18 protein-coding genes and 1 tRNA gene are annotated in these 21,816 nt (G+C 67.9%); 8 read left to right on the plus strand and 11 right to left on the minus strand.

Annotation, left to right across the window (positions count from 1 at the left end; genetic code table 11):
* Positions 1 to 74: 74 nt before the first annotated feature.
* The 8 genes from AX769_RS13650 to AX769_RS13680 all read right to left on the minus strand — a co-directional run bounded on the left by AX769_RS13650 (position 75) and on the right by AX769_RS13680 (position 7,806).
* Positions 75 to 977 (minus strand): slipin family protein, encoded by a 903-nt coding sequence (locus AX769_RS13650; RefSeq protein ID WP_066280287.1) that lies wholly within the window; start codon positions 975 to 977, stop codon positions 75 to 77.
* Positions 974 to 1,501, minus strand: coding sequence for a universal stress protein (locus tag AX769_RS13655; RefSeq protein ID WP_082763815.1), 528 nt, complete (start codon positions 1,499 to 1,501; stop codon positions 974 to 976). Before AX769_RS13655 ends, AX769_RS13650 begins: the two co-directional genes overlap by 4 nt.
* Before the next feature lie 92 nt (positions 1,502 to 1,593).
* Positions 1,594 to 2,007 (minus strand): pyridoxamine 5'-phosphate oxidase family protein, encoded by a 414-nt coding sequence (locus tag AX769_RS13660; RefSeq protein WP_066280291.1) that lies wholly within the window; start codon positions 2,005 to 2,007, stop codon positions 1,594 to 1,596.
* A gap of 2 nt (positions 2,008 to 2,009) precedes the next feature.
* Positions 2,010 to 2,177, minus strand: a complete 168-nt coding sequence (locus AX769_RS24025; protein ID WP_157887621.1) for a hypothetical protein — start codon at positions 2,175 to 2,177, stop codon at positions 2,010 to 2,012.
* Positions 2,178 to 2,304: 127 nt separating this feature from the next.
* Positions 2,305 to 4,764 (minus strand): phosphoketolase, encoded by a 2,460-nt coding sequence (locus AX769_RS13665; protein ID WP_066280297.1) that lies wholly within the window; start codon positions 4,762 to 4,764, stop codon positions 2,305 to 2,307.
* A 116-nt stretch (positions 4,765 to 4,880) separates the two neighbouring features.
* The gene (locus AX769_RS13670; protein WP_066280299.1) at positions 4,881 to 6,305 is read right to left on the minus strand and encodes an NAD(P)(+) transhydrogenase (Re/Si-specific) subunit beta; all 1,425 of its coding nucleotides are present in this window, start codon (positions 6,303 to 6,305) and stop codon (positions 4,881 to 4,883) included.
* Positions 6,302 to 6,631: an NAD(P) transhydrogenase subunit alpha gene (locus AX769_RS13675; RefSeq protein WP_066280302.1), complete on the minus strand. Its 330-nt coding sequence runs from the start codon at positions 6,629 to 6,631 to the stop codon at positions 6,302 to 6,304. Before AX769_RS13675 ends, AX769_RS13670 begins: the two co-directional genes overlap by 4 nt.
* Complete coding sequence (locus tag AX769_RS13680; RefSeq protein ID WP_066280304.1) at positions 6,628 to 7,806, minus strand: NAD(P) transhydrogenase subunit alpha; 1,179 nt, start codon at positions 7,804 to 7,806, stop codon at positions 6,628 to 6,630. The genes AX769_RS13675 and AX769_RS13680 overlap by 4 nt, the downstream gene beginning before the upstream one ends.
* 182 nt (positions 7,807 to 7,988) lie before the next feature.
* Between AX769_RS13680 and adhP the strand changes: the two genes are divergently transcribed.
* Positions 7,989 to 9,023 carry an alcohol dehydrogenase AdhP gene (gene adhP, locus AX769_RS13685; RefSeq protein ID WP_066280306.1) on the plus strand — a complete coding sequence of 345 codons (1,035 nt, stop codon included), beginning with the start codon at positions 7,989 to 7,991 and terminating at the stop codon, positions 9,021 to 9,023.
* A 171-nt stretch (positions 9,024 to 9,194) separates the two neighbouring features.
* On the opposite strand, the gene AX769_RS13690 is transcribed toward adhP, so the two are convergent.
* Complete coding sequence (locus tag AX769_RS13690) at positions 9,195 to 9,707, minus strand: universal stress protein (RefSeq protein ID WP_066280309.1); 513 nt, start codon at positions 9,705 to 9,707, stop codon at positions 9,195 to 9,197.
* A gap of 151 nt (positions 9,708 to 9,858) precedes the next feature.
* Here AX769_RS13690 and AX769_RS13695 point away from each other — a divergent pair, with 151 nt between their 5' ends.
* Entirely contained in the window at positions 9,859 to 10,308 is a 450-nt protein-coding gene (locus tag AX769_RS13695) for a DUF1003 domain-containing protein (RefSeq protein ID WP_369824029.1), read from the plus strand.
* 466 nt (positions 10,309 to 10,774) lie between these two features.
* A complete protein-coding gene (locus AX769_RS13700) occupies positions 10,775 to 13,012 on the plus strand; it encodes an NADP-dependent isocitrate dehydrogenase (protein ID WP_066280312.1) in 2,238 nt (745 codons plus the stop codon).
* A 192-nt stretch (positions 13,013 to 13,204) separates the two neighbouring features.
* Here the strand turns inward: AX769_RS13700 and AX769_RS13705 are convergent.
* Positions 13,205 to 13,277, minus strand: a tRNA-Val gene (locus AX769_RS13705).
* Positions 13,278 to 13,492: 215 nt separating this feature from the next.
* Here AX769_RS13705 and AX769_RS13710 point away from each other — a divergent pair.
* Positions 13,493 to 14,839, plus strand: coding sequence for an acyltransferase (locus AX769_RS13710; protein WP_066280316.1), 1,347 nt, complete (start codon positions 13,493 to 13,495; stop codon positions 14,837 to 14,839).
* A 76-nt stretch (positions 14,840 to 14,915) separates the two neighbouring features.
* On the opposite strand, the gene AX769_RS13715 is transcribed toward AX769_RS13710, so the two are convergent.
* A complete protein-coding gene (locus AX769_RS13715; protein ID WP_066280319.1) occupies positions 14,916 to 15,389 on the minus strand; it encodes a peroxiredoxin in 474 nt (157 codons plus the stop codon).
* Between the two features lie 313 nt (positions 15,390 to 15,702).
* Between AX769_RS13715 and aceE the strand changes: the two genes are divergently transcribed.
* From aceE to AX769_RS13735, 4 genes are all read left to right on the plus strand, one after another.
* Positions 15,703 to 18,447, plus strand: a complete 2,745-nt coding sequence (gene aceE / locus AX769_RS13720) for a pyruvate dehydrogenase (acetyl-transferring), homodimeric type (protein WP_066280321.1) — start codon at positions 15,703 to 15,705, stop codon at positions 18,445 to 18,447.
* 7 nt (positions 18,448 to 18,454) lie between these two features.
* Positions 18,455 to 19,714 carry a CdaR family transcriptional regulator gene (locus tag AX769_RS13725; RefSeq protein ID WP_066280323.1) on the plus strand — a complete coding sequence of 420 codons (1,260 nt, stop codon included), beginning with the start codon at positions 18,455 to 18,457 and terminating at the stop codon, positions 19,712 to 19,714.
* Positions 19,715 to 19,802: 88 nt separating this feature from the next.
* Positions 19,803 to 20,753: an ACP S-malonyltransferase gene (locus AX769_RS13730; protein WP_066280325.1), complete on the plus strand. Its 951-nt coding sequence runs from the start codon at positions 19,803 to 19,805 to the stop codon at positions 20,751 to 20,753.
* The gene (locus AX769_RS13735; RefSeq protein WP_066280328.1) at positions 20,750 to 21,754 is read left to right on the plus strand and encodes a beta-ketoacyl-ACP synthase III; all 1,005 of its coding nucleotides are present in this window, start codon (positions 20,750 to 20,752) and stop codon (positions 21,752 to 21,754) included. Before AX769_RS13730 ends, AX769_RS13735 begins: the two co-directional genes overlap by 4 nt.
* The last annotated feature ends 62 nt before the right edge of the window (positions 21,755 to 21,816 follow it).

Consider the following 21,816-nt stretch of genomic DNA (forward strand, 5'->3'; position numbering starts at 1 on the left):
CGGGTCACAGGTTCGCGGGTGGACGTTTTCTCGCGTTGGCCAGGATGCCGGCGTTCTCGCGGGCCCGCGATCGGCTACAGCGGACTCGTCGGTGCAGGAGGTGCGGTCGCTTCGGGGCGGAGGGCTGTGGGACCGCTATCAGGCAGTGACCCTGATCCCGCCGCCGCTGCAGCGTACGCAGCCGCCGTGGCGACGACGGATTCGGATGTTTTCGTCTCGCGGGCGAGGAACGAGCCGAGTTCGCTGATCGTGCTCATGAGAGGTGCGGGGAAGACGACGGTGGTGTTCTTGTCGACACCGAGTTCGATCAGGGTCTGCAAGTTTCGCAGTTGGAGCGCGAGAGGGTGGGCCATCATCGTGTCGGAAGCGTCTCCGAGGGCTGCGGCGGCGAGGGACTCGCCTTCGGCGGCGATGATTTTGGCGCGCTTTTCCCGTTCCGCTTCGGCCTGCTTGGCCATGGCTCGCTTCATCGTGTCCGGCAACTGGATGTCCTTCAGCTCCACGAGCGTCACTTCGACACCCCAGTCGAGAGTGGTGACGTCGAGGATCTGCCGAATGCCGGCGTTGATGACATCGGTTTCGGCGAGGATCTCGTCGAGGCTGTGCTGGCCGACGACTTTGCGGAGCGTGGTCTGCGCGATCTGGTCGATTGCGGCTGTCACGTTCTCGATGGCGACGACGGCCTTGACCGCGTCGACGACGCGGAAGTACGCGACTGCCGAGATGTCGACACTGACGTTGTCTTTCGTGATGATGCCCTGCGATTGGATCGGCATGGTGACGATCCGCAGGCTCACTTTGGTGAGCCGGTCGGCGATGGGCACGATGACGGCCAGGCCGGGATCCTTGGTGCCGGTCACGCGGCCGAACCGAAAGACGACACCCTTCTCGTACTGGGTGACGACGTGCAGAGACATTGCGAGTGCGATGAGGATCAGCACGACGATCACGACCACGATCGTGATGAGGGTGGTCATGCTCGTGCTCCGGGCTGCGACGTGAGAAGCGGCAGTGCCGAAGGTCCTGCCAGCGGCCGGGTCGATTCACCGTGCATGACGAGCACCGGGCAGTCGGCGTGCTCGGCGCAGGCGGAGCTGACGGACCCGAGCAGCAGCCCCGAGAAGCCGCCGTGGCCGCGGCTGCCGACGATGAGCATTTCGGCGCCCTTGCTCTGTTCGAGCAGGATCCTGGCCGACTGGCCTTCGAGGGCGACGGCTCGGAACCACGGCGGGGCACCGGTCGGAAAGGCCTTCCCGACGACGTTCTTGACGATGTCCTGGGCGTCCTGCTCTGGTGACCAGCCCCCGAATCCTGTCACGGACTCGACCTGCGGGTATGTCCAGGTGGTGACCAGGAGCAGATCGGTGTCGAGGACGGTCGCGAGGCGGATGCCGCGTTCGAGAGCGGAGAAGCTCGGCGCCGAGCCGTCGTAGCCGACGACGATGGTCGAACGTCGGTCGTCTGCCTCGGGGGCGGGAGGGGAAATAAGTGTGGAAGTCATGCCTTGACGATCACAGGTCCGGAAGGGGCACAACAGAGCACAAAGTCCCGCGGGACCGCATCTGAGGAAACGCCTGCGGTGTGGCCATTTTCTCAGCGCCAGGTGGCGCGCGAGAAGCGCCGACCGCTCAGCGACTCGACGTCGATGCGCACGACGTCGGGCGTCGGCGTCGGGAGCCAGGTGGTCAGTCGCAGCTCGGCGGCGATGTCGAGCTCGGCGACGGAGTTGAGGTGGCGCCCGCTGCCTTTCGCGACGACGCTCCAGGCCGTCGCGTCGTCATAGCCGTCGACTTCGAGAGTGACCCGTGAGCGGATGCCGACCTCGGCCAGTTTCAGGCCGGGTGAGGTGCGGAAGTAGAGCGACTGCCCGTCGACGCGAAAAGTCACCGGGAAGATGTCGATGTCGGAGCCGGCCGACAGCGCCAAGCGCCCCACGGGCGCCTCGCGGAGCATCTGCCAACACTCGCGATCAGTGAGTGTCGAGATCGCACCGTCGATGTCCCGCATGCTCAGATTCCCCGGTCGAGGAGCAGCTGCATCATCGAGGTGATGTCGATCGGCTCCGTGACCGGCAGCTCGACGTTGGCGGGGTCGGTTCGTGAAAGCCCGGAATCGGACGGAGCGACCGAGCCCGTGGTGTCGAGGCGGGCGAAGGCGGGGGAAGCGATGGTGCTCATGGTCGGGGTCCAGTCGTCGGGAGGGCGAGAGTGGGGCGCTGGTGAACGACCCAGGAGGAGTCAACCGTGAGCGGGCCTCGTGGACGAGTGCCGAAGGTCCCGCGTCCTTCGGCACTCTTCCCCCGGGCTAGGTGAGCAGGGCGGTACCAGCTGTACTCCATGTCCAGTCGGCGACCTCGGGCGAGTCCTCGCCGTGCTCGCGCGTGTGGGCGCGGGCCCGAATCCGGGCATCCTGCATGTCCTGACGCAGACGCCCCTCTTTGGCTGCCAGGCCGGGCACCCGGTCGAGGACGTCCATGACGAGCCGGAAGCGATCGAGGTCGTTGAGCATGACCATGTCGAACGGTGTCGTAGTCGTGCCCTCTTCGATGTAGCCACGGACGTGCAGATTGTCGTGGCCGTGCCGGCTGTACGTCAGGCGGTGGATGAGCCAGGGGTAGCCGTGGAACGCGAAGACCACCGGCTTGTCGGTCGTGAACAGGGCGTCGTATTCGAGGTCGGAGAGGCCGTGCGGGTGCTGCTGCTCGCTCTGCAGCCGCATGAGGTCGACCACGTTGACGACGCGAACGCGCAGCCACGGAACACGATGGCGCAGGATCCACACGGCTGCGAGCGTCTCCAGAGTCGGCACGTCGCCGGCGCAGCCGAGCACCACGTCGGGCTCGATCCCCTCGACCTCCGTCCCGGCCCAGTCGAGAAGGCCGATGCCGCGGGTGCAGTGGTCGACGGCCTCGGCCATGGTCAGGTAATTCTGCTCGACCTGCTTGCCGGCGACGACGACGTTCACATAGTCGACGCTCCGCAGGCAGTGGTCGAACGTCGACAGCAGGGTGTTGGCGTCGAACGGCAGGTAGACGCGGACGATGTCGGCCTTCTTGTTGACGACGTGGTCGATGAAGCCGGGGTCCTGGTGCGAGGCGCCGTTGTGATCCTGCCGCCACACGTGCGAGCTGAGCAGGTAGTTGAGCGATGAGACAGGGCGTCGCCACGGGATGCGCTTCGACGACTCGAGCCACTTCGCGTGCTGGTTGAACATCGAGTCGACGATGTGGATGAACGCCTCGTAGGAGTTGATGAGGCCGTGCCGCCCGGTGAGGAGGTAGCCCTCGAGCCAGCCCTGGCACTGGTGCTCGCTGAGCATCTCGACGATGCGGCCGCTGCGGGCGAGGTGGTTGTCGAGGTCGTCGATGTCGGCGTGGCCGGCGTCCCACTGCTTGTCGCTGGCGTCGAAGACGTCCTGGAGGCGGTTGGAGGCGGTCTCGTCGGGTCCGAAGATCCGGAAGTTCTCGGGATTGGCGACGATGACGTCGCGGAGCCACGTCCCGAGGATTTGCGTGGCCGAGCTCGATGTCGCGCCAGGGCTCGGCACGTCGACGGCGTAGTCGCGGAAGTCGGGCAGGCGCAGGTCGCGGCGCAGCAGGCCGCCGTTCGCGACCGGGTTGGCGCTCATCCTGCGATCTCCCACCGGCGCCAGCGCCGTCGCGAGCTCCACCGGGGCGCCGTTCGCATCGAACAGCTCGTCGGGGCGGTACGACCGCATCCAGTGCTCGAGCAGGGCGAGGTGCTCGGGGGTGTCGCGCGCGTTGGTCAGGGGCACCTGATGCGCCCGCCAGTTGCCCTCGGCGGGATGCCCGTCGATGGTCTTCGGGCAGGTCCAGCCCTTGGGGGTGCGCAGGATGATCATTGGCCAGGCCGGCCGCGACCCGATCGGCTGCCCCGACGCTGCGTCCGCCTTGATCTGTGCAATGTGATTCAGCGCGACGTCGAGGGTCTCGGCGAAACGCCGGTGCACGTCGATCGGGTCTTCGTCGTCGAAGCCGCCCGAGACGAGGTAGGGCGTGTAGCCGTAGCCGCGCATCAGCTCGAGCAGTTCGGACTCGGGGATTCGGGCGAGGACGGTCGGGTTCGCGATCTTGAAGCCGTTCAGGTGCAGGATCGGCAGGACGACCCCGTCACGCAGCGGATCGACGAACTTGTTGGCGTGCCAGCTCGTCGCCAGCGGGCCGGTCTCGGCCTCGCCGTCTCCCACGACGGCTGCGACCAGGAGGTCGGGGTTGTCGAAGACGGCGCCATAGGCGTGCGACAGGGAGTAACCGAGCTCGCCGCCCTCGTGCATGGATCCAGGAGTCTCGGGAGCGACGTGGCTGGGGATACCACCGGGGAACGAGAACTGCCGGAAGAGCTTCCGGATGCCTTCAGTGGTCTGGTCGATGTCGTCGTAGACCTCGCTGTAAGTGCCGTCGAGGTAGGTGTTCGCGACCATGCCGGGGCCGCCGTGGCCGGGCCCCGTGACGTAGATCGTGTTCAGGTCGCGCTCTTGGATGACTCGGTTCAGATGTGCGTAGATGAAGTTGAGGCCCGGGGTCGTGCCCCAGTGCCCGAGAAGGCGCGGCTTGACGTGTTCCGCCCGGAGGGGCTCGCGCAGCAGCGGGTTGTCGAGGAGGTAGATCTGGCCGAGCGAGAGGTAGTTCGCCGCCCGCCACCAGGTGTTCAGCCGATCGAGCGTCTCGGTCGAGGGAACCCGGGTGGCGCGCGACGGCCAGCTGGGTGCGGAGGCGGTGGGTGCGCGGTTCGTGAGAAGCGTCATGAACCGAGCGTCGTCGTGATCCGGCGCCGTCGACAGTGCCGAAGGTCACACTGCACGAAGGAGTAGCGAATGGCAGGCCGCGAAGCCTGGAGGACTTGAGCTGGTCGCGGTCATGATCAGGCGGTGACGTACTGCTTCACGGCGACCTCGATGTCGGTGATGCCCTTCTTCGCGTCGGCGAAGAGCATCCCCGTCTTGGGGTCGGAGAACAGCTCGTTCGGGATGCCGGCGTAGCCGGGGCTCATCGACCGCTTGATGACGACGACCGACTTGGCGTGGTCGACGTCGAGGATCGGCATGCCCGACACCGCGTTCCCGGGGCGGCGAGCCGCCGGGTTCGTCACGTCGTTGGCGCCGATCACGAGAGCGACGTCACAGGTGTCGAAGGCGGCGTTCGCCTCGTCGAGCTGCAGCATCTGCGTATAGGGCACGTTCGCCTCGGCGAGGAGGACGTTCATGTGCCCCGGCATCCGGCCGGCGACCGGGTGGATGGCGTACTTCACGTCGATGCCGTGGTCGGTCAGGATCTTCGCCAGGTCGGCGACCTCGTGCTGCGCCTGGGCTGCGGCGAGACCGTAGCCGGGCACGATCATGACGTGCTGCGCGTAGGCGAGCTGCAGCCCGACGTCGTCCGCGGTGACCTGGCGGACGTTCGCCGCCGACGCACCGAGGCCGTCGACCGCCGGGGCAGCGGCGTCGGCGGTGCCGAACCCGCCGAGGATGATGCTGACGACCGAGCGGTTCATCGCCTGCGCCATCTGCAGGGTCAGGATCGTGCCTGCCGCGCCGACGAGAGCGCCCGCGATGATCATGGCCTGGTTGTCGATCGCGAACCCGGCGAAGGCGACGGCGAGACCCGTGAACGCGTTCAGCAACGACACGACGACCGGTGCGTCCGCCCCGCCGATGGGCAGCACCATCAGGACGCCGACGGCGAGGGCCGCGACGAGCAGCACGATCAGGAGGGTGACGTTGCGCGGTTCGACGACCACCAGCACGGCTGCCAGCAGCGCGATCAGGACGACGATCACGTTGACGATTCGGCCACCGGGGAACTGCAGCGGCTTGCCGGAGATGATCCCCTGCAGCTTCCCCGCAGCGACGAGAGACCCGGAGAGGGTGACCCCACCGATCAGGACGTCGAGCACGATGGGGATCGAGGAGTCGAGCGACACCAGGGCACCAGGGTTGCTGCGCACGAAGTCCGCCAGAGCCACTGTGGCGGCAGCGCCACCGCCCACGGCGTTGAAGAGGCTGACCAGTTGCGGGACGTCGGTCATCTTGGTGGTTCGCGCACGGATGACACCGAAGACGGCGCCGCCGGCGAGACCGACCGCGAGGGCCGTCCATCCCCACACGGTTCCGCCGCTGGTCGTGACGGCGTAGACGAAGGTGACGACGATGGTGACGACCATGCCGCCGGCGGAGACGAGGTTGCCCGAACGGGCCGTCGACGGGGTGCGCATCCGGTGCAGCCCGATGACGAAGAGCATGGCGGCAAGCAGGTAGGCGACGCCGACGATGAATGCGAACGCGGTCATGAGGTCTTCTCCGAAGTGGTGGCAGGGGCGGGAGCCGCAGGGGCATCCGGGCGACGGAACATCTGGAGCATGCGGTCGGTGACGACGTACCCGCCGACGACGTTCGCTGCCGCGAGGGCGGCCGCGATCGCCGTGAGGATGTAGCCGACGGGGCTGTCGGCCAGAGCGGCGACGACGATCGCCCCGGCGACGACGGCGCCGTGGATGGCATTCGCCCCCGACATCATCGGGGTGTGCAGGGTCGAGGGGATCTTCGAGATGACCTCGAACCCGACGAGCAGGCTCAGGATGAAGATGGCCAGGTTGGAGTACAGGGTTTCGGTCATGAGACAGGGGCTTTCGTCGGCGCTGCAGAAGACGCGGTAGAGAGATGTCCGTCGTGGCTGACGACCACGGCCGCGTGGACCTCGTCGGTCGGGTCGATGGTGACGACGCCGTCCTTCGTGAGCGATACGACCATCGCGAGGACGTTGCGGGCGTACATGTGCGATGAGGAGGTCGCGAGGTCGGAAGCCAGGTTTCCGGCGCCGACGACGATCACTCCCCCGTCGGTGACGATTCGCTTCCCGTCGACGGAGCCGGCGACGTTTCCGCGCTGATCGGTCGAGGCCAGGTCGATGCACACGGACCCCGGAGCGAGCGCCGCGAGTGTCGCGGCGGTCACCAGAAGGGGCGGCGTGCGTCCTGGCACCTTGGCAGTGGTGATGATCACGTCGAACGACTCGAGGTGCTTCGAGAGCTCGTCCTGCTGCTGAACGGCCTCGTCGGCCGTCATAGCGCGGGCATAGCCCCCGGCCGCCGCACCCTCGGCGATCGACGAGGTGAGGAACTCGGCGCCGAGGGATTCGACCTCGCCCTGCGAAGCGGCACGGACGTCGTAGCCCGTGACGACGGCGCCGAGGCGCTTCGCGGTGCCGATGGCCTGGAGACCGGCCACGCCGGCTCCGATGACGATGACCTTGGCCGGGCGGGCCGTGCCCGAGGCGGTGATCATCATCGGGAAGTACCGGTCGAACGAGGCCGCCGCGAGGACGCCGGCACGGTAGCCGGCGGTGCTGGCCTGCGAGCTGACCGCGTCCATGGCCTGCGCTCGGCTGATGGTGCGAGGGAGCAGTTCGAAGGCCACGACCGTCACCCCGCGCGCGGCGAGGTTCGCGGTGAGGTCGGTGTTCGTGAGCGGCTCCACGAGCCCGACGAGCATCTGTCCGGAGCGGAGCGCGGCGGCGAGTGGCGCATCAGGCGGGCGGACCACGGCGAGGATGTCGCTCTTCGTGATGACGTCGTCGCGGGAAGACACGGTGACGCCGGCCGCGACGTATTCGGCGTCGGGAAAGCTGGCCTCGGATCCTGCGCCCTTCTCGACGGTGACGGCGAAGCCTTTGGCGATGAAAGCCTTTGCGGCCTCGGGATCGAGGGCGACTCGTCGTTCTCGGTCCGCGGTCTCGCGGACGGCACCGACGGTGAGCGTCGGTGTCGGTGCGGATTCAGTGGGTGAGGTCATGGGTCGAGTCTCGATCCGCCGGGCGACACCCCACAGTGCCGAAGGTCCCTCCCGCTGCGGGACCTTCGGCACTGCCGCGTGCACGGCACGGCTGGCACCGTGACATCAGGTGATTCCCGGCACGACCTCCTCGATCGAGGAGGACGCCGGGTCGCCCCTTACGACCTCGAAAGGGTTCCGTCATGAAGGCTGCAGTCGTCACCGCGTTCTCCGCACCGCTCCAGATCGTCGATCGAGAGATTCCCGAGCCGGCGGCCGGCCAGGTGCTCGTCCGGCTCGAGACGTGCGGGCTCTGTCACACCGACATCCACGCCGCCGGCGGCGACTGGCCCGTGAAGCCGCCGCTGCCGATCGTGCCCGGACACGAGGGAATCGGCATCGTCGAGAAACTCGGCGATGGAGTCACCGACCGGGCCGTCGGCGATCGTGTGGCCATTCCGTGGCTCGGCGAGGCGTGCGGTGAATGCCGCTACTGCATCGACGGCCGCGAGACCCTCTGCGAGAAGCAGGAGAACAGCGGCTACTCGATCGACGGCGCCTTCGCCGAGTATGCCGTCGCCAGCGCCAAATACGTCGTCGCGGTCCCCGACGGCATCACGTCCCTCGACGCGGCCCCGCTGAGCTGCGCCGGCCTCACCACCTACAAGGCGTTGAAGGTCGCCCGCGTCCAGCCGACCGAGCACGTCGGCATCTTCGGGATCGGCGGGCTGGGACACCTCGCGGTTCAGTACGCCCGGATCATGGGTGGCAACGTCGTCGCGATCGACATCGAGAAGCCGAAGCTGGATCTCGCCGCGGAGCTCGGGGCCGAGCATCTCGTGAACGCGGCGACCAGCGACCCGGTGGAAGCCATTCAGAAGCTGGGCGGTCTCGACGTCGCAGTGGTTCTGGCCGCGTCACCGAAAGTGTTCGAGCAGGCCTTCGCCTCGCTTCGCCGCGGCGGCCGCCTCGTGTGCGTGGCCCTGCCCGCCGACGGGACCATGAGCATCCCCATCTTCGACACCGTCATCAAAGGGATCTCGATCATCGGGTCGATCGTCGGCACGCGTCAGGATCTGGCCGAGGTCTTCGCCCTCCACGCCGCAGGCAAGACCCGAGTCATCGCCGAGACCCGGGCCCTCGACGACGTCAACGAGGCCATCTCCGAGGTTCTCTCGGGCAGCATCCCCGCGCGTCTCGTCTTCGAGTACAGCCGAACCCCCGCGACCGTGAACTGATACAGCGCAGCAACGCGAATGAGGCCCGCCGGCACACGCGGGCGGGCCCCGAATCGTGGATCCGGGCGTGGTTCGTCGAGTTCGGCACTCATTTCGACACCGTCATGGGCATCGAAGTGACGGCGAACGTCTCGATCGACCAGGATCCGGCCCTCGGGTCCGCTGACCGGGTCACCGCGCGGCTTCGACGAGGAGGGGATGCGCGACGCCCTGCGGCTCATCGACGGAAGCGCGCATGATCAGCACCGGGCACATCGCATGCTCGGCGCATGCCGAACTGACCGATCCGAGAAGCAAGCCCGCGAACCCGCCATGGCCCCGACTTCCGACCAGGAGCATCTCGGCGCCCTTGCTCTCGTTGATGAGCACCCGCGCCGCCTCACCCTCGACACTGACGGCCGAGAAGAACGCCGGGGCGCCTTGCGGGAAGAGCATGCCGGCGAGGTGAGCCAACATCTGCTGCGCGTCCTCCTGAGGTGACCAACTGGTGAAGGGAAAACCGGAGAAGGAGACTGGCATGGTCCAGGCCAGGACGACTCGGAGGTCGCGGTGCAGGTCGGTGGCGAGTGAAATTCCTCGGCGGACAGCCGCTAGGGAAGACGCGGACGTGTCGTAGCCGACGACGATGGCGCCGACCGGGGTGGCCGTGGCGTCGGGACGAGAGGGTGCGGTGTGGTAAGTCATAACCCGATGCTCACATCCCTCCGGACTGCGGCCTAGGGCACAAGGTCACAAGCCGACCCGCAGGACGTTGGACACTTCCCAACCCGATGGGATCCGTTCATTCTGATCACGCTGATCGGTCAGAGCAACGCACAAGAACCCAGGAGACACAGTGAAGACCAGCAAGACAGGGCTCAGCGCCCGCCGCCTCCCCACGCTCACGTGGCATCAAAAAGAGCATTCGACGCTGACCCGCGGAGAACGAGCCGCGGACACCATGCGAAACATCATGGGTAGCTGGCGGTTCGTGGCCGGGTTCATCGCATTCATGATCGTGTGGGCGCTGCTCAACTCGCTCGGCCACAGCTGGGACCCCTACCCGTTCATTCTCCTGAATCTGTTCCTCAGCATGCTCGCCGGGCTCCAGGGCGCCATCCTCCTCATCGCCGCGAAAAGGCAGGACGGCATCTCCGCCGCGCTCGCCCAGCACGACTTCGACACGAACGCCGCCGCGAAGATCGACATCGAGGCTCTCCTGGAGATCAACAACCGGCAGCTGACGATGCTCGACGAGCTGCAGAAAGTCCTGGGCCTCACGACCGCCTCTCTGAAGGCCGAGTGATCTGTCGGACCGAGCGGGTAGGCCGCTTCCTGTCAAACGCTGAAATGCGTACAAGCGCCCGCGAGCATTTTCAACGACTTCCCTCTGAGTTATGACCATCAACGCAAAACCATCCGCAACATGAACGGCTATATCCTCAGTCGTGACGCTGGGGGCACCATTCACCGCTACAACGTCGAGCGTTCCAGTCGAGCGCTCCTTCGTCGGCTTTTGGAGGAGTCCGTCCCTCAGGCCCAAGACGTCATCGCAGTCGTCCTTGGGCCGCCCGACGCGCGGTGCCCGACTGCTGTCCCTGCCTAGCTCCTCCGGCCGACGCTCTGCGGCCGCCGTAGGCTCTAGTCACTTCGTGTTCATCGCCGAACAGCCCCTGGCGCGTCGACACCACGATCCGCCGGTTGCGCCGGTCCATGCTTTCGATGGAAGGCGCGGAGTAACTCGCCTCCACCGACTGAAAGATCTGCCCGAAATGCACAGGATCATCTACACGCTGACCGACGAGTCACCGCGACTCGCCACCGCCGCTCTCCTGCCCATCATGACGGCCTTCGCCGCCGAAGCGGGCGTGCAGATCGACACGGCCGATATCTCTCTGGCGGCGCGAATCCTGTCCACGTTCCCTGAGCACCTCGACCCCGCGCAGCGGCGCCCTGATGCCCTCGCCGATCTGAAGGCGCTGATCGGCGATCCTGCAGCGAACATCGTCAAGCTCCCGAACATCTCGGCCTCTCTGCCCCAGCTCCAGGCCGCGATCGGCGAGCTGCAGCGCGCCGGCTTCGCCGTGCCCGACTACCCGGAGGCCCCCGCCGACGCGACCGCCCAGGTGATCCGCGGCCGCTACGACGCTCTCACGGGGTCGGCCGTCAACCCTGTGCTGCGCCAGGGCAATTCCGACCGGCGCGCGCCGGCATCGGTCAAGGCGTACGCGCATCGGCATCCTCATGCGATGGGCGCCTGGGATCCCCTGTCTCGCACGAACGTCGCCACGATGTCGGGCGACGACTTCCGGGCCACCGAAGCGTCTGTCATCACCCGCGCCTCGGGCCCTGTCACGATCGAGCTGATCGGTGACGACGGCACCCGGCGACCCCTTCGGGAGCCCGTAGCGCTCGAGGCGGGCGACGTCGTCGATGCAGCCGTCCTTCGCGTCGGTCCGCTCGAGGGGTTCCTCGCCGAGCAGGTCGCCCGCGCCTCGCGAGATGACGTGCTGTTCTCGGTCCATCTCAAGGCCACCATGATGAAGGTCTCCGACCCCATCATCTTCGGGCACGCGATCCGCACCTACTTCCACCCGGTGTTCGACCGGTACGGGACGACACTCGACGCTGCCGGCATCAACGCCGACGAGGGTCTCGCCGCTCTCTTCGCCCGGCTGAAGAGCCTGCCCGAGGGGGCCGAGATTCGAGCGGCGTTCGACGACGCCCTGCGGGCAGGGCCTGCCGTGGCGATGGTCGACGTCGAACGGGGCATCACGAACTTCCACGTGCCGAGCGACGTCATCGTGGATGCGTCCATGCCCGCGATGATCCGCTGGTCGGGTCGGATGACCGGCCCGGACGGCTCCAGCCACGACACCGTCGCCGTGATCCCCGACTCCAGCTACGCGCACTTCTACCAGACGGTGCTCGACGACTGCCGTCGCAACGGGGCCTTCGACCCGGCGACTCTCGGCACCGTTCCGAACGTCGGGCTCATGGCGGGAGCCGCCGAAGAATACGGGTCGCAAGACACCACCTTCGCCATCCCGCAGCCTGGTCTCGTCCGCGTCTCGAACGCGCAGGGCGAGACCCTTCTCGAGCACCGCGTCGACACCGGCGACATCTGGCGGCTGTGCCGCACGCATGACGACGCCGTCCGCGACTGGGTCGGCCTCGCCGTCGACCGCGCCCGGGCGACCGGCGCTCCGACGATCTTCTGGCTGGACCCCGCTCGCGCGCACGACACCCTTCTCGCCGGGCTGGTGCGCGACTACCTCGCACGCCACGAGACCGACGGGCTCGAGATAGACATCATGGCTCCGGTCGATGCGATGACGTTCACGCTCGCCCGCTTCCGCCGGGGCGACGAGACCGTCTCGGTCACCGGCAACGTGCTCCGCGACTACCTGACCGACCTGTTCCCGATCATGGAGCTCGGAACGAGCGCCAAGATGCTCTCGATCGTGCCCCTGCTCGCGGGCGGCGGCCTCTTCGAGACCGGAGCCGGGGGCACCGCGCCCCGCCTCGTCGATCAGTTGCTCGACGAGAACCACTTCCGCTGGGACAGCCTCGGCGAGTACCTCGCCGTCGCCGCCAGCTTCGACCACCTCGCCGGGTCCACCGGCGATGTCCACGTGCGCGTGCTCGCCGACACCCTCGATCGAGCCACCGCGCGGTTCCTCGAGGCCAACAAGTCGCCGGCCGACGACGTCGGCACCATCGACAATCGGGGCAGCCACCTCTACCTGGCCCTGTACTGGGCGCAGGAGCTCAGCTCTCAGACGGAGAGCTCCCGCCTCCGCGACGCCTTCGCAGGATTCGCGGAGCAGCTCTCCGCAGCGACGCCCGACATCGGCCGCGACCTCCTCGACACTCAAGGCGGGCAGCAGGACATCGGTGGCCGCTACCTGCTCGACGCAGGCGTCATCGACCCCGTCATGCGGCCCTCCTCCCTCTTCAACAGTGTTCTGGACGCTCTCCGTCTGACGCGCAGCCAGGATGTGAGATGAGTCAGCAGCGCGGGAAGAGGCGAGCCGACGGCCCTTGGTGTGCGGCGACAATTGGAAGTGCTCGGGGCAGTGGTCGAGCAGGGGCATGCCCGGGGTACGAAGCGCCGAGCCTGAGTGCGAAGCGCCAGGCCTGAGAACGCCAGAAAAGCCCCGTTCGGCCGGATTTCGCCGGTTGAACGGGGCTTTTTGCGGTGGGCCCTACCGGGCTCGAACCGATGACATCCACGGTGTAAACGTGGCGCTCTACCAACTGAGCTAAAGGCCCGCTTCCGGCGCGGCCGGAGCGTTCTGCAATGGTATCGAAAGCGGCGCGCGGCCGTGACACCTCGGGTTCCGGGCGGCCTTCCCGAGCCGCGGCGCCGGAAGGTCGTCCGAAGTCCGGGGTATCACCCCGACGCCTGCCGGTGGCACCGCGGTGCCACCGGAGAACCGGCCGGATGGCCGACGCGACGGCACGGGCCTCGCCAATACCGTCGAGCCATGAACGACGACGCTCACACCGCGGCGGCTCCGGCCACCCATTCACAGCACGCCACGGCCGCCACGGCCACCGCCCCCACGACGCCTGTCGATCGAGCAGCCTTGCTCGCCGGCCGCGACCTCACCGTCGACCTCGCCCGTGTGTTCTGCGTGCTGCTGGTCGTCGCCATCCACGTCATGATGGTGGGCGTCGGCACGGACGCGACAGGCGCTCTCTCCGTCACGGCACCTCTCGTAAAGCAGCCGTGGTTCGCCACTGCGACCTGGTTCGGGCAGATCATGCCGCTGTTCTTCGTGGTCGGCGGCTTCGCCAGCGCGACGGCTTGGGCCTCCGCGCAGAGAAAGGGGCAGGATGCCGGCGACTACATCCGGGGCCGTCTCCTGCGGTTGGGCCGTCCCGCCGCGGGCATCTTCGTGTTCCTGGCGATCGGTCTGCTCATCGCGGCGGCCGCGGGCGTCTCGCCCGACCTGCTGAAGACCGTCGCCGTGGGCATCGGCTCACCGCTCTGGTTCCTTGCCGCCTATGGCATCACCCAGCTGTTCGTCCCGCTCATGGCGAGGCTGCACGTCGTCAACCCGATCGCGACGCTGGTCGTGCTCGCGACCGCCGGTTTCCTGGTCGACCTCGCCCGTCATGCGACGGACGTCACGGACATCGGCCTGCTCAACTTGGTGTTCGTGTGGCTGTTCGTGCAGCAGCTCGGCTTCGTCTACGCATCGGGGTGGCTCGAGCGGGCGCCGAAGGTGGTCCTCGTCGCTGTGCCACTGGCATCCTGGGGTCTTCTGATGCCGATGACCCGCTCGGGCATCTGGTCGCCCGACATGCTCACCGACCTCAACCCGCCCATGTCGACTCTCATGCTGCTCGGCATCGCGCAGCTCTGCCTGCTGCGGCTGTTCCGGCCGGCGCTCGCCCGGGTGATGCGGACGAAGGCGGCGCAGGCGGTCGTCTTCGGCATCGGCAGCCGCGGCATGACCGTCTACCTCTGGCACGTGCCGCTGCTCGTGATCCTGCTCGGGGCTCTCCTCGCCGTCGGCGCACCCTTCCCGGTGCCGGGGTCGCAGCTCTGGTGGCTGACCAGGATCCCGACCTACCTCGCCGTTCTCGCTCTGGCAGTCGCCGTCTCGCTGGTGGTCGTCCGGTTGGAACGCGCACCCCGGCCCATCCCAACCGGGCGGCGCCGCCCGCCGATCCTGCTCGTGGGGGTCGCGGCAGTGCTGGCTGTCGCCCCGCCGTTCGTGGTGATGCTCGACGGGCTCGACCTGCTCTGGGCGTGCATCGGCGCTGTCGCCCTGCCCCTGTCGATCTGGCTGCTCGGCCGCACCCGGGCAGCCGACGTTCGGTGACACCCCTGGTTTCGGGCGACGTCACCGCGCCGCTGGGACGTCGCCCGAGACACCGGGTGTCGTCGAGGCCGGGCGGTCAGACGGGAAGCGGCACCAGGGCGTCGAGGGCGACGCGGTAGTCGGCGATCGACCGGGCTTGGCCGGGGGCGGTGATGAAGTGCTCGCGGATGACGCCGTTGATGTCGATCAGGTAGGTGGCGCGGTTCGCGAAGCCCTTGTGGTCGAGGAAGACGTCGTACTCTTTGGCGACCTCGCCGTGGGGCCAGAAGTCGGCCAGCAGCTGGAAGTCGTAGCCCTCGGCCTCGGCGAACGACCGGAGGGTCGCCTTCGAGTCGACGGAGATGCCTATCAGCTCGACGCGGTGATCCTCGAACATCGCGATGTTGTCTCGGAGGTCGCAGAGCTCGGTCGTGCAGGTGCTGGAGAACGCCAGCGGGAAGAAGACGAGGGCGACAGGCTTCACTCCGCGGAAGTCAGCGAGGCGAATGTGTTCGCCGAACTGGTTGGGGAGGTCGAAGTCTGGAGCCTGGATGTCGTTCTCCAGAGCCATAGCAAGCGTTCCGTTCCTGCCGCCGGGATGAGGCGACTCAGCATCGAACCACCGCAGATCGCGACGGCACGATACTCAATGGTACGCGCGCGTCATACCGCCGCAACCCCTCGTTCATCCGGGCCCGCGCCGAGCGTGCTCGGACCCCGGCGCACAACGCCTTTGTCGGTTTCGGCAACTAGAGTGGTCTGCGCGGGTTCAGCCCCGTCTCCCACCCATCGGACGACGACGTACCCGCGCGCACTGTGCCCCCTGAACGGCGGCGCGTGCGTCTAGAACGCATTGTTCCCTACAAAAGAACGAGGTCATAAGGGTGTCGGTCAACGAACAGGATCCGTATTCGGTCGACGATTTCGATCGGGATCCCGAAGAAACCGCCGAGTGGAAAGAGTCGCTCGACTCCCTGGTCGCCGCTCACGGCCACGAACGGGCTCGCGAGATCATGCTGAGTCTCTTGCAGCGCTCGCACGAGCTTCACGTCAACATCCCCGCCGTCCCGACGACGGACTACATCAACACGATCGCCCCCGAGAACGAACCGCAGTTCCCCGGCGACGAGGACGTCGAGCGTCGCTACCGCAAGTGGCTCCGCTGGAACGCCGCGATCATGGTGCACCGCGCGCAGCGCCCGGGCATCTCCGTCGGCGGTCACATCTCCACGTACGCCTCCTCGGCAGCACTGTACGAGGTCGGCTACAACCACTTCTTCCGCGGCCAGGGCGCCCCGGGCGGCGGCGACCAGATCTTCTTCCAGGGCCACGCCTCCCCCGGCATGTACGCCCGCTCGTTCCTGGAGGGCCGTCTCGACGAGCACGCTCTCGACGGCTTCCGCCAGGAGAAGTCGCACGGCCCCGACGCCCTGTCGTCGTACCCGCACCCCCGCCTGATGCCGGACTACTGGCAGTTCCCGACCGTGTCGATGGGTCTCGGCCCGATCAACGCGATCTACCAGGCCCAAGTCGCCAAATACCTCACCAACCGCGGAATCAAAGACGCCTCCGACCAGCAGGTCTGGGCCTTCCTCGGCGACGGCGAGATGGACGAGGTCGAGTCGCGTGGTCAGTTGCAGGTGGCAGCCAACGAGGGCCTCGACAACCTCAACTTCGTGATCAACTGCAACCTCCAGCGCCTCGACGGCCCGGTGCGCGGAAACGGCAAGATCATACAAGAGCTCGAGAGCTTCTTCCGCGGCGCCGGCTGGAACGTCATCAAGGTCGTCTGGGGTCGCGAGTGGGACGAGCTGCTCTCGCGAGACACCGAGGGCGCGCTGCTCAACCTCATGAACCGCACGCCTGACGGCGACTACCAGACCTACAAGGCCGAGTCGGGCGCCTACGTGCGCGAGAACTTCTTCGGCCGCGACCCCAAGGCGCTCGAGCTCGTCGAGAACTACTCCGACGAAGAGATCTGGCACCTGAAGCGCGGCGGTCACGACTACAAGAAGGTCTACGCGGCGTACAAGGCGGCGGCTGAGCACAAGGGCCAGCCCACCGTGATCCTGGCGAAGACCGTCAAGGGCTACGGCCTCGGCCCGACCTTCGAGGGCCGCAACGCGACCCACCAGATGAAGAAGCTGACGCTGAAAGACCTCAAGTCGTTCCGCGACGAGATGAGCATCCCGATCAGCGACGCCACCCTCGAAGAGAACCCCTACCTGCCGCCGTACTACCACCCCGGCCAGGACGACGAGGCGATCGAGTACCTGCAGGCCCGCCGCCGTGACCTCGGCGGCTACATCCCCGAGCGCAAGACGAAGCACACGCTCATCTCGGTGCCCGAGGACAGCGCCTACGGCGTGGTCAAGAAGGGCTCGGGCAAGCAGCAGGTCGCGACGACCATGGCGTTCGCCCGCCTGCTGAAAGACCTGCTCCGCGCCCCGGAGTTCGGCCACCGCATCGTGCCGATCATCCCCGACGAGGCGCGCACGTTCGGCATGGACGCCTACTTCCCCACCTCGAAGATCTACAACCCGAACGGTCAGCACTACACGTCGGTCGACCGCGAGCAGCTCCTGGCCTACAAGGAGAGCCCGCAGGGCCAGATCATCCACGTCGGCATCAACGAGGCGGGCGCGTTCGCCGCTTTCACCGCGACGGGCACCGCCTACTCGACGCAGGGCGAGCCGCTGATCCCGGTGTACGTCTTCTACTCGATGTTCGGCTTCCAGCGCACCGGCGACGCCATGTGGGCCGCCGGCGACCAGATGGCCCGAGGCTTCATCATCGGCGCCACCGCCGGTCGCACCACACTGACCGGTGAGGGCCTGCAGCACGCCGATGGCCACTCGCACCTGCTCGCGTCGACCAACACGGCCGTCGTCAGCTACGACCCGGCCTACGGCTACGAGATCGGCCACATCGTCAAGGCCGGCATCGAGCGGATGTACGGCACCGACGACCTGGGCAACCCGCTCTCCAAAGACCCCAACGTCATGTACTACATCACCGTCTACAACGAGCCGATGTCGCAGCCGGCCGAGCCGGAGAACCTCGACGTCGACGGCATCCAGAAGGGCATCTACAAGCTGAAGGCCGCCGAGAACCTCGGGCCGCGCGCTCAGCTGCTCGCATCCGGCGTCGGTGTGCCGTGGGCTCTCGAGGCCCAGCAGCTGCTGGCCGAAGACTGGAACGTCGCGGCCGACGTCTGGAGCGTCACCAGCTGGACGGAGCTTCGTCGTGACGGCCTCGCGGCCGAAGAGCACAATTTCCTCTACCCGAACTCCGAGCCAAAGACTCCCTACCTGACCGACAAGCTGAAAGACGCCGAGGGCCCGTTCGTCGCGGTCTCCGACTTCATGCACGCCGTTCAAGACCAGATCCGCCAGTTCGTGCCCGGCGACTACTACACACTCGGCGCCGACGGCTTCGGCTTCTCGGACACCCGCGCTGCGGCTCGTCGCTTCTTCAAGATCGACGGCCCGTCGATGGTGGTGCGGACGCTGCAGGCACTGGCGAAGCGCGGCGAGGTCGACCCCGGCGTCGTCCAGCAGGCGATCGACCGCTACCAGCTGCACGACGTGACGGCCGGCACCTCGGGCGCGGCCGGCGGAGAGAGCTGATCCGGCGGTGAGCCCCGCTCGCACGCAAGATCCGGCGGCGAAGCAGAAGACCCTGGCGTGGCTTCGAACGGTGTCCGGCGAGTTCGCGACGGCCACCATCAAGAAGCTCGACGAGACGCTGCCCTGGTACGGCTCCATGCCGCCAGGGCGGCGCTCGGCCGTGGGCCTCGTCGCTCAGGCCGGCATCACGTCGTTCATCAGCTGGTTCGACGACCCCAAGGCGACGCCCTGGATCGCGGCAGACGTCTTCGGCGCAGCCCCTCGCGAGCTGCTCCGCAGCGTCAGCCTGCAGCAGACCCTGCAGCTGATCCGCGTCACCTGCGAGGTCGTCGAAGACCGGGTGCAGGATCGCGACCCCTACCTCCGCGAGGCGATCCTGCTCTACAGCCGCGAGATCGCCTTCGCCGCGGCAGACGTGTATGCCCGAGCGGCCGAGGCCAGGGGCCTCTGGGACGCCCGTCTCGAGGCGCTCGTGGTCGACTCGATCCTGTCGGGCGAATACGACGACGAACTGCCGAGCCGCATCGCGGCCCTCGGCTGGCACGGCCACGGCGAGGTGTCGGTGCTCGTCGGCACGGCGCCGCGCATGCTCGACGTCGACGTCCTCCGGCGCACCGCGCGGCACCTCGACGCCGACGTGCTGATCGGCGTGCAGGGCTCTCGGCTGGTGCTCGTGATCGGCCGCGCCGAGACCGAGGCCGACGAAGCGGAGTCGACGGCGGGCTCAGGATCCGCAGCCTCGTCATCGCATCCCCGCCCGAGCTTCACCGACATCGCGGTCGCCCTCGAGCCCGGCTTCGGCGACGGCCCGCTCGTGCTCGGCCACGAGGTGCCGGGGCTGGTCGACGCGTCGGGCAGCGCCAAGGCGGCCCTCGCGGGGTTCGCCGTGGCTCGCGCCTGGCGCAACGCCCCGCGACCGGCGCAGGCCGACGACCTCCTGCCCGAACGGGCCCTCGCCGGCGATCCCGTCGCCCGGGCGACGCTCGTCAACCGCATCTACCGCCCCCTCAAGAGCCACTCGACCGAGCTGCTCACCACCCTGTGGTGCTACCTCGACAACGGGCGCTCGCTCGAGGCGACGGCTCGCGAGCTCTTCGTGCACCCCAACACGGTGCGGTATCGCCTGAAGCGCGTCACCGACGTGATCGGGTGGGACGCGACCGGGGCGCGAGAGGCGTTGATCCTGCAGTCCGCGCTGATCCTGGGCTCGATCGCCGACCCGGATGCGCCGACCGGGCGGAACAAGGCGAAGGCCGCGCACAAGTGACGCACGTGATGGTCTCCTCCAACGATTGCGCCGATTCTTGGTTGAGTCGCCACACGGCTTGTGGCTCGATGGTTGGCAGGATGGACCGGTGATCGTTCTCGCAGCTCCCGGGCAAGGCTCTCAGACGCCCGGCTTCCTCACCCCCTGGATCGACGACCCCGAGTCGGGAGACGAGGCGCGGGCTCTGCTCGCCGAACTCTCCGAGGCGTCGGGTGTCGACCTCGTCGAGCACGGCACCGTGTCGGACGCCGAGACCATCCGCGACACGGCCATCGCCCAGCCGCTCATCGTGGCGGCGGGGCTTCTCACCGCCCGGGCGCTCTTCGCCCGCGTCGACCGCTCGCTCGTCGGGGCCGTCGCCGGCCACTCGGTCGGCGAGCTGACGGCAGCCGCTCTCGCCGGTGTGATCTCCGAGGCCGAAGCGGTCTCGCTCGTCACCGTTCGCGCGCGCGGCATGGCTGCTGCGGCCGCCGCCACCCCGACCGGGATGAGCGCCGTGCTCGGCGGCGACGAGGCCGAACTGCTCGCGAAGCTCGACGAGCTCGGCCTCGAGCCCGCCAACTTCAACGGCGGCGGCCAGATCGTCGTCGCCGGCGCGCTCGACGCCCTCACCTCGCTGGCCGAAGAGCCACCCGCTAAGTCCCGGGTGCTCGCACTCCAGGTCGCCGGTGCGTTCCACACGCGCTACATGGTGTCGGCCGTCGAGCCCCTGCGTGAGGCGGCTGCCGCCGTGCAGGTCTCCGATCCTGCGACCCCGATCTATAGCAACCACGACGGCTCGCGCATCACCGACGGGCGCGAATACCTCGATCTGCTGGTGAACCAGGTGGCATCGCCCGTGCGCTGGGACAAGACCATGGAGTCGTTCGCGGCCGCCGGCATCACCGGCCAGATCGAACTCGCCCCTGCGGGCGCTCTCACGGGCCTCGCCAAGCGCGGCCTTCGCGGACTGACCGATCACAATGTGGCCTCCGTCGCCATCAAGACCCCCGACGACCTCGCGGCCGCCGTCGCCCTTCTGCAGGAAGCCACCGCATGAGCCCCACCCTCCTCCAGAACAGCGGCCACGCGTTCACCCGCATCCTGGCGCTCGGCGCCGCCCGCGGCGACCTGACTGTGACCAACGACGACATCGCCGGGCCGATCAACTCGTCCGACGAGTGGATCCGTCAGCGCACCGGAGTCGTCACGCGGAAGCGCGCCAGCCGAGACGTCGGCGCCGTCGACCTCGCCGAGACCGCTGCCCGCGAGGCGATCGACCGGGCCGGGCTCACGCCCGAGCAGATCGGTATCGTGCTCGTCTCGACCGTCAGCAACACGACGTTGACGCCGTCGATGGCGACGCTACTCGCCGAGCGCATCGGGGCGAAGCCCGCCGCCGCGTACGACATCAGCGCCGCGTGCGCCGGCTACACCTACGGCATCGCCCAGGCCGATGCCCTGATCAAGTCGGGCATGGCCGACTACGTGCTCGTCGTGGGAGCCGAAAAGCTCACCGACATCATCGACCCCACCGATCGCTCGATCTCGTTCCTCCTCGGCGACGGGGCCGGCGCGGCTGTCGTCGGCCCGAGCGACACCCCTGGCATCTCCCCCACGGTGTGGGGCTCGGACGGCCAGTGGTCGACGATCGGCATGACGTCGTCCTTTCGCGACTACCGCGAAGGGGGTGGCGACGTCGCCTGGCCCACCATCCGCCAAGAGGGACCGACGGTCTTCCGCTGGGCCGTCTGGGAGATGGTGAAGGTCGCGGGTCGCGCGCTCGAGAAGGCCGGCATCACCTCGGCCGACCTCGCAGCCTTCGTGCCGCACCAGGCCAACATGCGCATCATCGACGAGTTCGCCAAGCAATTGAAGCTGCCCGACACCGTCAAGATCGGGCGCGACATCGAGACCACCGGCAACACGTCGGCCGCGAGCATCCCGCTCGCAACCCATCGCCTGCTTCAGGAGAACCCTGAGCTCTCGGGCGGCCTCGCCCTCCAGATCGGATTCGGCGCCGGGCTCGTCTTCGGCGCCCAGGTGGTCGTTCTGCCCTAGGCAGAAACACCCCTTACAGGTGCGTCTGCTGCGCTCTGCGCGCCTGTGCAATGCGGACGTGA

Origin of the sequence: Frondihabitans sp. PAMC 28766 (assembly GCF_001577365.1) — a bacterium.
Lineage (GTDB): Bacteria > Actinomycetota > Actinomycetes > Actinomycetales > Microbacteriaceae > Frondihabitans.